This is a genomic window from Aliiroseovarius lamellibrachiae (genome assembly GCF_018599245.1).
GTDB lineage: Bacteria > Pseudomonadota > Alphaproteobacteria > Rhodobacterales > Rhodobacteraceae > Aliiroseovarius > Aliiroseovarius lamellibrachiae.
On record NZ_JAHEVJ010000013.1, the window covers coordinates 1 to 10,207 of the forward strand.

Here is a 10,207-nt window from a genome sequence, read left to right on the forward strand (position 1 = left end):
TGATCCCCACGCCTATATAACCGCGACGCTCACTGCCATTGTCAACGGGCATAAACAAAGTCAGATCAATGGCCTGCTACCATGGAACTACGTCAAATAGGTGGGATCAGCGCACCGCTTACACATGGGTCAATTCTCAGTGACAATTTATGGGGCTACCGGGTCAGTTCTCAATGACATTCAACAGGCAGGTCACGTGATGCGCGCAAAACGCTGGAAGAATGGCAGGAGGATTACAATTGGCGCAGGCCGCATTCAGCGTTGGGAAACCTGACCCCGATGGAATTTTTGCAGAGAAAGACGATGGACAAAATGGCCGCCTAAGGTCACAGATTTAAACCCAAGGACTCCGCGCAAAGCTGGAGGGAACTTGGGGTTCAGGTCAATGGCAGCGTAGCTAAGACAAATCAGCCTCCGGCAAACCCGGCGCGGTTCAGACAGCAACACGTCCACTAATTGGTCCCATAGGTGCTGACGTCAGGCATAACACCAAAGGCGGCTTATATCTGCGTGAGGAAAGGCGTCTTCACAAAAATCAAACAAATCGTCAAACTTTTCTTCAAAGTAATTGTAGTCGTCAACTGAGAGCTTTTGTATCGACTCCCATCTTTTCATTCGACCGATCACCGGCGCTACGTTGCCCAAGTTTACACCAACAGCCTTTTGGAGAAGCTCAATTGCATTTTTTTCAACTAAGCTCTCAAAAAAGAGAAAAACCGGACGACCGCCATAACAAGCACTTAAACGCTTCACTGTACCGGGGAAATCAAACAAATGTTTGTCTTCAGGGGACGCTGAAATTTTTGACATTTCTTGAATTAGATTAGCGTAGTTGAGATTATTCCCTTCGTATTTGAGCCGATGTTCAGCCAAGGATTTTAACAGATATACAGGGTTGCGCATAGTAAATACGGGAACCAGCTGTATATCGCGGTCTGCAAACTCTGTATCAATTTTTTGAAATGCCGACATACTCAATTTCAGATGGCTTTGCGAAAAATCACCAGAAATACATATCCCACTCCTCCGCAAAACTCCCAAAAAATGATCGAAGTAAGAAGGGGGGTTCGCAAGGAAGGATAGCAATTTCGATTTGGGAGCTCCACGCCATTCAGAGTATGGCCGGAAAACAGCGTCTTCCAAACCTCTGACCACCGCCTCCCGACGCTTTCCCGCGCCCGGATTGAAAATAGGCTCCAGCATGTCATAATCATACCTAAACCCGAAATCCACATGTTGCTTTTTAGACAACGCTCTAGCCAACTGATAACTCCCAGCCGCCCTCGCCCCTATTCCTAGCAGGAATATACCATTTTCTTTTGTTCCCACAACAGACCCTAATACCTATATTTATTGACACATTGGGCGCGTTCTAGCTTTAGCTCCATATATATCACAACGTTAATCCACTCGCAGCGTCCCATCCAGAGATGTCTGTCTTGATCTGTTCTTGCTCAGTCGACAGGAGCAACCACGAAACCCATTTCCTCAACAGGCCTACCTTAAATATATAACCTGATTTCAGTTGCCACAACGCTCCTCCTTAACTAGTTTGGCGCTTGTGTAATCGAAAACTGAGATAGGTCTAAAGTAGAATGTATGATAGAGAAATACTTCTCAAGTTTTTTTATGACTTAAGAGCTGACAACCCAAACTTAGCCAAAAACTGTAACGACATTGAAAATGCAGTGATGCGATTTACTAAGCGTATTGAGGACTCCACAACTATCACCAAAAATGACGCATTGATAATTTACAATTTTGGTTCAGAGTACCCTTCAATCAAATTATCATTTCTATCAGATGAAGAATTTGACGCAATCTTGGATGTATTCGAGCTTGCGTCAGATAGGATCGAACGAGCTTTAACCGAACAGGCTCTAACATCAAAGAAGCTAAATGGTCAAATTATTCCTCATGGACTGCAGGCGGATGACGAATAATGGGCCAAGCGAGTACTAGCTGTGTTTTACATATAGGAGCCCATAGAACGGGCACAACTCTGCTTCAACAGTTTATGTTCCGTAGGCGCCAGGTAGCACGTGAGATGGGAATTCATTTCATTGAAATTGACCAAACCCGAAAGCAAGGATGGCTTGATGGGGTGATTTACGGAAACACTCAACTGAACAAGGCAACGAGTGTAACCCGGCTGTATGATAAGCTCCAACAAGCCCTAAAAGACGGGGGAAAAGTCGTCTTAAGTGATGAAAACATAATGGGGACGATGGAGACAAACTGGGTGACCAAACAACTCTACCCAGACATCCAACAGAACTTGCTACGCTTAGGGCAATCCAAAGATCTGTTCGGCACAGTTTGCATCACCTTACGTTCTCCCGAAGACTGGTGGGTGTCTGCCTTATCTTTTCTCGCACAACACGGTCACAATATAGAGTGCTTTGATACAGCAGTTTCGAAAGCGCTAATGTCTAAGCGTGGCTGGCTTGACGTCTTAAGAGATCTCATGTCAGTAATGCCGAATGCTTACATTGTAGTCAAAGAGTTTGGTTTTCACACATCAAACCCTAAAAGGCAGCTAAGAGAATTCACAGGCTGGAACGCCATTAAGGATATAAAAAATATTCCTAAATCAGTATCAAATCATTCTAATAGAGGAAAAAAAATTTTGCGGGAGCAGTTCCCCTATTCAAAATACCTTTCAAACCAACAACTTTCTCTCGAAGGCACCGCTACACTACGGAGCGCTTACGAAAATGAACTAGAAGAAATTAGCTCCTTTCTAGGATCTCGCGGACGTTTGTTGAGCCACTCCCCGAAAAGTGGACTTGTCACGGTTTAGTTCCGGTCTCTTTCGAGCGATATTCGCAATGAAGGAGATTTAATCATGGCGACGAGTTCAGACGTGATGCGGTTCTCATAACAACGACCAGCGGGCTGACGCGACCCCAGGTTACGTCAGTTTTAGGCGTTGGGGTTTCGACTTTGAACAAATGGGTCAGCCGTGACCTGTGCCCCAAAAACTCCTCCAAATTTATGTAGAGTCCGCCCAACAAAAGGACGGATACATGAAGGCACGATTTACGGACGAACAGATCATAGCGATGATCAAGGAACAGGAATCTGGTGAGAAGACCGCTGACGTGTGTCGTCGGCACGGGATCAGCTCGGCGACGTTCTACAAATACAAATCGAAGTATGGCGGCATGGAGCCGTCAGATGCGAAGCGATTGCGGGCATTGGAAGACGAGAACGGCAAGCTGAAGAGCTGTTGGCAGAGCAAATGCTCGACAATGCGATGCTGCGAGATATCAATTCAAAAAAATGGTGACGCCCGTTGGAAAGCGGAAAGCTGTGGCGCATCTGATGGAAGCCCATCAAGTCAGTCAGCGGCGGGCGTGTGATGTTTTGCAGATCGATAGATCAACTGTGCGGTAAGTGGTGCCTGACCCCCGTTGTCAGTTCAGCTTGACGGTTTTTGGAATGCCCACGGCATGAGGTCGTCGATGCATGACGCGGGGTGTCCGCCCGCAATGGCGGTCAGTGTTTTGCGCAAGTAGGCGTAGGGGTCGACGGCATTCAGCTTACAGGTTTCGATGAGCGAGGCCATGCGCGCCCAAGTCCGGCCGCCTTCGTCGTGACCTGCGAAGAGCGCGTTCTTACGATTGAGAGTTATGGGTCGAATGGTATTTTCGACTGGGTTGGTGTCCATCTCGACGCGGCCATCCGTCAGGAAGAGTTGCAAGCCGTCCCAATGCCGATGGATATAACCAAGCTTCTCGCCGAGGCGGGACTTGGCGGAGATGCAGCTGCGCTGATGGGTCAGCCAAAGACGGAAGTCGGTGACTAAGGGTGCAGATTGCGCCTGGCGTGCGGCAAGACGTTCTTCCGGCGATCGCCCTCGGACGCTGGCTTCGATCTTGTAGATCTGTGCGATGCGGCGCAAACCTTCGGCTGCAATCACGGAGCCGTCCTTCTGATGGATATCATGCAGCTTGCGCCGGGAATGCGCCCAGAAATAGGCAAGCTGGAGGGGCTCTCCACCCACGCGCTTGGGTTCGGCCAATGCATTATAGCCGGTATAGCCATCAACCTGCAGGGTGCCGTCAAAGCCAGTCAGAACGTCCATCGCATGGCTGCCATGGCGCCCGGGGGCATAGGTGAAGACGACGGCGGGCGGATCGGCACCACCCCAGCCGCGATCATCGCGGGTCAGCGCCCAGAGGTAACCAGTCTTGGTCTTGCCAGTCTTGGGGGCAAGCACCGGTGCCCGGGTTTCATCCATGAACAGGCGACCTGATCGCTTAAGGTGGGTGAGCATCCGGTCAACAACCGGAGCCAGATGATAGGCTGCTGTGCCACACCAGCTTGCGAGGGTGGACCGATCGAGAACCACACCACCCCGGCTATAAATCTGGCACTGGCGGTAAAGCGGCAAGTGGTCTGCGTATTTGGAGACAGCAACGTGGGCGAGTGTTCCCTCGGTTGGCAGACCGCCTTCGATCAGCCAGTTTGGCGTCGCAGCCTGTGTGATGCCTGCATCGCAACGGCGGCAGGCATAGCGGGGGCGGACGGTGACGATGACTTGAGAGCGGGCGGGAATGATATCCAACCGTTCAGCACGATCCTCGCCGATTTTCACCATCTCGGCGCAGCCGCAGGGGCAGACTTTTTGTGCAGGTTCGATCACCTGCTCGATGCGCGGCAGATGGTCTGGCAGATGGCCAAGATTACGTTTGGCGGCAGGGCGTCTGGGTTTGCCATCGGCATTGCGTTCGACCAGCGCATCCCGGGTGGCCTCGGCCTCGGCGACAGCCGTTTCCAGATCTTCGAAAGCCAATTGACGCTCGTCGGGATCCAATTGCTCGGACCGCTTGCCATAAAGCGCGTGCCGCAGTTCGGCGATCAGATAATCCTGGTGTTCAGTCTGGGCCTCCAAGCCCGCGACCCTGGCCTGCATGGCCTCAAACGCCTCGCGCACAGCGGGCGGAAGAGCATCCAGATCAATGGGTTGTGAGGCGGGCGCAGACATGGCTGTTCATACCGCGTGCCCCTACAATTGCCCATATTTACAAAGCAACCCGAGTCATTCTGTCGCGGTGAGCTGCAGCGGGCGCGGGGCCCGGATACGGCGCCAGTCAAGGCCTGCGAACAGTGCCTCAAACTGCACGCGCGACAGGCGCATAACCCCGTCGCTGACCTTGGGCCAGGCAAAGGCGCCTTGTTCTAACCGCTTATAGATCATCACGACTCCGCTGCCATCCCAGAAGAGAACCTTGATCCGATCACCACGTTTAGAACGGAACACCACCATCACCCCCGCCTTGGGCGCAAAGCCCAACTCGGTATGCGCCACGGCTGCAAGTCCGTCGTGCCCCTTGCGGAAGTCCACCGGCTTGGTCGCGATCACGATCCGAACCGCTTGATCCGGAAAGATCACAGCACCTTCCTCAATGCTGCCGCCAAAGCGGCCGCACGCTCCGGGTTGCAGTCCGGTGTCACATGCAAAACAACACCGCAAATATCGACCCTGATCACGCCTGTGTCCGTGGGTGCGGCAGCGGCTGTGTCTGGAGGTGATGGCTCAATCACCAGCGGCACGAAAGTCGGGGCCGCATCACTTGGAAGAACAAGTTCGCCTTTGCGTGCAAGGCCACGCCATCCGGAAAGGTGCCGGGCGATCAATCCATACTTCGCAGCAACATCGCAGACCCGCGCGCCCGGCAGAAAACTCTCCGCCACAATCCGCGCCTTTACATCATCCGGCCAGCGCCGCCGTCCAGTCAGGCCATCAAGAACCTCGATCCGCGACACTCCCTTCGATCCCCGCGCCTCCATCCGGTGCTCATTTTGGTGCTCCACTGCCAAACTCCTGCAAACTCAGTTGCAGAATGGTATGCATCAAACGTCACCAAGCCGAAACGACGGGGCTGACGCACCGCTTACACTGTGCGGTATCTGTCGCGTCGTGATGATGATGCCGAACTACGAGATGCCATCAAGCGAGTTTCGAGGGAACGCCGACGGTTTGGTTGCCGTCGTGTCCACGTGATGATCGCGCGGGAAGGTTTTGCCGTGAACCACAAAAGGGTAAGACGCATTTATACCGAAGAAAAGCTTCAAGTGCGCCGCAGAGGCGGCAGGAAGCGCGCATTGGGCACGAGGAAGCCGATGGTGTTGCCAGATGGCCCAAATCAGCGCTGGTCGTTGGATTTCGTGTCTGATGCGCTGACGGATGGTCGCCGGTTTCGCATTCTGGCGGTTGTGGATGACTTCAGCCGCGAGAACTTGGTGCTGGTGGCCGACACGTCATTGTCTGGCCAACGGGTTGCGCGTGAACTGGACCGCATCGTCGCCGAACGCGGCCTGCCAAAGACGATTGTGTTGGACAATGGCACCGAGTTCACCAGCATGGCGATCCTGAAGTGGGTTCAAGACACCGGTATCGATTGGCATTACATCGCGCCAGGAAAACCCCAGCAGAACGGCTTCATCGAAAGCTTCAACGGCAAGCTACGGGATGAATGCCTCAATGAAACGCTGTTTGGAACACTGGGTGACGCCCGCGAAACGCTTGAAGAATGGCAGGAGGATTACAACTGGCACAGGCCTCACTCAGCCTTGGGCAACCTGACACCGATGAAATTTTTGCAGAGAAAGGCAATGGACAAGATGGCGGCCTAACGCCAAAGATTTAACCCAAGGACTCCGCGCAAGCTGGAGGGAACTTGGGGCACAGGTCACCACCTATTTGACGTAATTCCACGGTAGCAGATCGTTGATCTGGCTTTGTTTGTGGCCTGCGACGATGGCTTTGAGCGTTTCAACCAGATACGCATGTGGATCGACAGTGTTCAATTTGCAGGTCTCGATCAGGGACGCGATGACACCCCAGTTTGCAGCACCGGCATCGTGTCCAGCGAAGAGCGCGTTTTTACGGTTCAGAGCTATGGGACGGATTGTGCGTTCCACGGTATTGTTGTCCATCTCGATGCGGCCGTCAGTCAGAAACAGGCAGAGACCATCCCAGTATTTTGCGATGTATTTGAGCGCTGTGCCCAAAGGTGCTTTGGCTGAGAGGTGGGCGCGGCCGGTATCTCGACAACATCTTCATCGAACGGCTGTGGCGGTCGCTCAAGCAGGAGGCCGTCTATCTGCATGAATTACAGGACGGCTTCCAAGCCAAACGCGTGATCAAAGACTGGATCAGCTTCTACAATACCGAGCGGCCTCACACGGCTCTCGACAAGCGCCCCCCTGACGACGCATTCTTTGACACAGAACGATCCCAGAAGGCGGCATGAAACCAACCAGATTACATCTTAGCTGAGCCGCAAAACTGTCCGAAAAAGCAGGACCACTTCAGTTTTAGGGGCGCAGGTCACTAGGAGATTAACCAACAATGGATTTTTAAGTGTACGTATCCTTCTTGCTCAGTAATACTATACATTATGATAAGTAGAGAAAACTAGGTATACACGGGTGAGACATGTTGCTTTTGTTAGCTTCTATAGGACTGCTCGGAGGGAGTTTGCTCTTGACGTCTGAAGTCGAAGAGGACGAGTCAGCGAGCGCGGCGGTTGATAGCGTTGACAGCCAAGAAGACGAGGAAACGTCGGTCCGAGATCTGATTGAGATTGTTGATCTTGGTTCTTCTGCAGACGGCAACAACGAAGACCGGCCGGAAGAAAACACTACTGATACTAGAACTACAGGCTTCGATGATAGTGGCTTGCGGGAAGATCATTCTAGCGGAAGCGGCGAGTCAAGTGAGAACAATTCAGTTGCATCGCATGGAACCGCAGGGAATGACACGATAACTGGCGTAAGCGTACATATCGACGAAGCATCAAAAATAGTTACTCTTCAGGGCAATTCCGCGGACGAGATGAATGGTGGTGATGGAGACGATGTTTTGCTATTGGGAGAGGGCGACATAGCTACCGGAGGCCGTGGATTTGACGAGTTTGTCATTGACGGTGATATTCAGGGAACTGACATCGAAATTCCTAAAATTATTGACTTTGACGTGGAAACAGATGTCATACACATCTCCCTTCCTACGCCAGAAAATCTGCTCGCTAAGGTATTTCCTGACCGCCCTGATTTTGAAGGCGAAATCGGCGTCGAATACGGAGATAATACAACGCACATCTCTGTGAATGGTTCGCAGGTTTGTGAGCTACAAGGAGTGCATGATATTGATCGAGAGAACATCAAAGTCTTATACGATTACCATGCCAATGTTCCGACAGACTTCCAAACTGAGTATGGTTATATCTGATGGTGTAGAGGTGGTTGCGATGAGACAGAAACACTCTCTTATCAAATTGCCCTGTTTGGACCCTTAGGCGCTGACGTCAGACAGCTTGAGAAGAACTAAACAGTCTCCGGTAAAACCGGGGCGGTTCACTTCCTAAAAAACAGGACCACTTCACCATCGCCTAACTCAACCTCACACCATCAATTGCTCGACATAATTTTTCTTTCGTGCGACAAGTGAACGAAGCAAAAAAGGTTTAGAACCGTAGAAGGACATAGTTTGTCAATAACCATTTATGCAGTAGTGACCCCAGAATTTAAGCGATGAATACCTTCCAAAACAATCCCAAAGAAATTATGAGCTTACGAGAGTCTTTGGTTTTACGCTGGCCTGAAGTGGTACACCGGCTCAACATGGACCCGGATGATTGGAAGCTAGAGGAGGTTTCGCACCGCGAAGAGGCAAGAGTTGCACGAATTGTTGTGCGTGCCACGCGAGAAAATGGGACACGACTGACTTTAAAACATGAGTTGCGCCCATGGGATTCCGACCAGTTTTCTCATCAGTACGCTTGCCATAATGCTGCTTTTGCGGCGTATCCTAAGTCTGATGAATTTGCGGTCTCTAGGCCAATCTTACTCGATGCGGATCAGCAATGCGCCCTCTTCGAATACGCGGAGGGAAAGAACTTGAAAGACCATTTGACCTTTCTTTGCAACAATCCCGATGCTCAGTTAAAATTGGTCGAAGCCGCGGGCCGCTGGCTAGATATTTTTCATAGATCCCGCATCACGGAGAAACGCCGGTACAATGTAAGTTGGTCCCTCAATCGCTTTGGCACTATTCGATGCGATCTTGGGGACGGCCGCATTGAGGTTCCGGCCCGAGCCTTATTTTTGGACGGCATTTCTAAAATCGAAAAGATTGCAAAAGATGTTACAGATGTGGAAACATATGGTTGTGTGCAACATGGTGACTTTCATATTGGAAATTTGATTTGGGATGGTACATGCATGACCGGCATAGATATCTCTGCCAAGCACGTAGCGCCCGTTGGTTATGACATTTGCCAATTTTTAGTGGATTTCGTCAGACGCTTTTGGAAAGCCCCGGAAGCAGGGCAGGTTATTCCACCCGAGGTATTAGATGCCTTCTTTGCTGGGTACACTTTGGTCGGCAAGGACGATCCAAGCGTCTGGTTCCTTTCCTTCGTGCAAGTTCTTGAAAGTTGGTTACAAATCCCTAAGAATCAGACTGATCGCACCAAAGCCAAACAGCTTTCCATTAAGCAGTTGCGACCTATCGCAAAGCGTGCTTTTTGCCCAACATCAATTTAATATCAGTGCGAGGACAGACTACAGTCGCGAGAACTTGGCACTGGTCGCGGACACATCGCTGTCAGGGCATCGTGTTGTTCGAGAACTGGATCGCGTTATAGCAGAACGCGGTATGCCAAAGACGATTGTGTCGGATAACGGCACCGAGCTCACCAGCATGGCGATCCTGAAGTGGGTTCAGGATACGGGCATTGACTGGCATTACATCGATCCGGGCAAGCCCCAGCAGAATGCCTTCATCGAGTCATTCAACGGTGTCTGACGTCAGCACCTGTGGGTATTTGAGAAGGTTTAGCATCAGGAGGATTTCTGGTTCATCGTAACCGTCAAGGAGTGAAGATGAACAATAAATCCGGAACCAGCAAAGCTTCGGCTACTAAGCTGGTCAAATCCATCCGCCGCAAGACGCGGCAAACCTATTCTTCTGAAGAGAAGATCCGTATTGTTCTGGCGGGCCTTCGTGGTGAGGAAACCATCTCAGTGCTGTGCCGTCGCGAGGGCATCTCTGAGAGCCTGTATTACAGTAAGCGGTGCGCTGCCCCCACCTTCCAGACGACAAGCTGATCTGCGAGTCCGTTTCCACGTGTAGATTTGGAATGGAGGCGGCGTTGGTAGGACATATAGAGCACCATATGGAGGACATTGG

Annotated in this window: 10 protein-coding genes and 6 pseudogenes; 11 read left to right on the forward strand and 5 right to left on the reverse strand. The window is 51.4% G+C overall.

Features of this window, described 5'->3' with window-relative positions; translation table 11 throughout:
* Together KKW20_RS16270 and KKW20_RS16275 are read left to right on the forward strand one after the other, a co-directional pair.
* The coding region (locus KKW20_RS16270; RefSeq protein ID WP_214568966.1) for a transposase domain-containing protein at positions 1 to 100 on the forward strand (100 nt) is incomplete at its 5' end.
* Between the two features lie 83 nt (positions 101 to 183).
* Positions 184 to 285, forward strand: a pseudogene (locus KKW20_RS16275) (integrase core domain-containing protein); the annotation flags it as partial.
* Positions 286 to 477: 192 nt separating this feature from the next.
* Here the strand turns inward: KKW20_RS16275 and KKW20_RS16280 are convergent.
* Entirely contained in the window at positions 478 to 1,329 is an 852-nt protein-coding gene (locus KKW20_RS16280; RefSeq protein ID WP_214568967.1) for a hypothetical protein, read from the reverse strand.
* A 266-nt stretch (positions 1,330 to 1,595) separates the two neighbouring features.
* Between KKW20_RS16280 and KKW20_RS16285 the strand changes: the two genes are divergently transcribed.
* The 3 genes and pseudogenes from KKW20_RS16285 to KKW20_RS16295 all read left to right on the forward strand — a co-directional run.
* Positions 1,596 to 1,943 (forward strand): hypothetical protein, encoded by a 348-nt coding sequence (locus KKW20_RS16285; RefSeq protein WP_214568968.1) that lies wholly within the window; start codon positions 1,596 to 1,598, stop codon positions 1,941 to 1,943.
* A 104-nt stretch (positions 1,944 to 2,047) separates the two neighbouring features.
* Positions 2,048 to 2,803, forward strand: a complete 756-nt coding sequence (locus tag KKW20_RS16290; RefSeq protein WP_214568969.1) for a hypothetical protein — start codon at positions 2,048 to 2,050, stop codon at positions 2,801 to 2,803.
* A gap of 226 nt (positions 2,804 to 3,029) precedes the next feature.
* Positions 3,030 to 3,396 (forward strand): annotated as a pseudogene (locus KKW20_RS16295) (transposase); the annotation flags it as partial.
* Positions 3,397 to 3,424: 28 nt separating this feature from the next.
* On the opposite strand, the gene tnpC reads toward KKW20_RS16295, so the two are convergent.
* Genes tnpC through tnpA form a run of 3 tightly spaced genes read right to left on the reverse strand, consistent with a single transcriptional unit; the run spans position 3,425 to position 5,823 of the window.
* The gene (gene tnpC, locus KKW20_RS16300; RefSeq protein WP_214568971.1) at positions 3,425 to 4,993 is read right to left on the reverse strand and encodes an IS66 family transposase; all 1,569 of its coding nucleotides are present in this window, start codon (positions 4,991 to 4,993) and stop codon (positions 3,425 to 3,427) included.
* 54 nt (positions 4,994 to 5,047) lie between these two features.
* Positions 5,048 to 5,401, reverse strand: coding sequence for an IS66 family insertion sequence element accessory protein TnpB (gene tnpB, locus KKW20_RS16305; protein WP_214568972.1), 354 nt, complete (start codon positions 5,399 to 5,401; stop codon positions 5,048 to 5,050).
* The gene (gene tnpA, locus KKW20_RS16310; RefSeq protein ID WP_343207606.1) at positions 5,398 to 5,823 is read right to left on the reverse strand and encodes an IS66-like element accessory protein TnpA; all 426 of its coding nucleotides are present in this window, start codon (positions 5,821 to 5,823) and stop codon (positions 5,398 to 5,400) included. Before tnpA ends, tnpB begins: the two co-directional genes overlap by 4 nt.
* An 84-nt stretch (positions 5,824 to 5,907) precedes the next feature.
* On the opposite strand from tnpA, the pseudogene KKW20_RS16315 reads away from it, so the two are divergent.
* Positions 5,908 to 6,645, forward strand: a pseudogene (locus KKW20_RS16315) (IS3 family transposase); the annotation flags it as partial.
* Positions 6,646 to 6,708: 63 nt separating this feature from the next.
* Here the strand turns inward: KKW20_RS16315 and KKW20_RS16320 are convergent.
* Positions 6,709 to 7,047 (reverse strand): annotated as a pseudogene (locus tag KKW20_RS16320) (IS66 family transposase); the annotation flags it as partial.
* Here KKW20_RS16320 and KKW20_RS16325 point away from each other — a divergent pair.
* From KKW20_RS16325 to KKW20_RS16345, 5 genes and pseudogenes are all read left to right on the forward strand, one after another.
* Positions 7,026 to 7,265 (forward strand): integrase core domain-containing protein, encoded by a 240-nt coding sequence (locus KKW20_RS16325; RefSeq protein ID WP_214568974.1) that lies wholly within the window; start codon positions 7,026 to 7,028, stop codon positions 7,263 to 7,265. The pseudogene KKW20_RS16320 and the gene KKW20_RS16325 sit on opposite strands and share 22 nt — an antisense overlap.
* Positions 7,266 to 7,498: 233 nt before the next feature.
* Positions 7,499 to 8,245, forward strand: coding sequence for a hypothetical protein (locus KKW20_RS16330; protein ID WP_214568975.1), 747 nt, complete (start codon positions 7,499 to 7,501; stop codon positions 8,243 to 8,245).
* 302 nt (positions 8,246 to 8,547) lie between these two features.
* Complete coding sequence (locus KKW20_RS16335; protein ID WP_214568976.1) at positions 8,548 to 9,561, forward strand: phosphotransferase; 1,014 nt, start codon at positions 8,548 to 8,550, stop codon at positions 9,559 to 9,561.
* Between the two features lie 16 nt (positions 9,562 to 9,577).
* Positions 9,578 to 9,817: pseudogene (locus tag KKW20_RS16340) on the forward strand (DDE-type integrase/transposase/recombinase); the annotation flags it as partial.
* An 83-nt stretch (positions 9,818 to 9,900) separates the two neighbouring features.
* A pseudogene (locus KKW20_RS16345) lies at positions 9,901 to 10,083 on the forward strand (transposase); the annotation flags it as partial.
* Between the last annotated feature and the right edge of the window lie 124 nt (positions 10,084 to 10,207).

Bases quoted from the DNA above. Each gene is read 5' to 3' on its own strand.
- KKW20_RS16290 (WP_214568969.1), top strand. From the start codon at position 2,048: ATGGGAATTCATTTCATTGAAATTGACCAAACCCGAAAGCAAGGATGG.
- tnpC (WP_214568971.1), bottom strand. From the start codon at position 4,993: ATGTCTGCGCCCGCCTCACAACCCATTGATCTGGATGCTCTTCCGCCC.
- KKW20_RS16285 (WP_214568968.1), top strand. From the start codon at position 1,596: ATGTATGATAGAGAAATACTTCTCAAGTTTTTTTATGACTTAAGAGCT.
- KKW20_RS16335 (WP_214568976.1), top strand. From the start codon at position 8,548: ATGAATACCTTCCAAAACAATCCCAAAGAAATTATGAGCTTACGAGAG.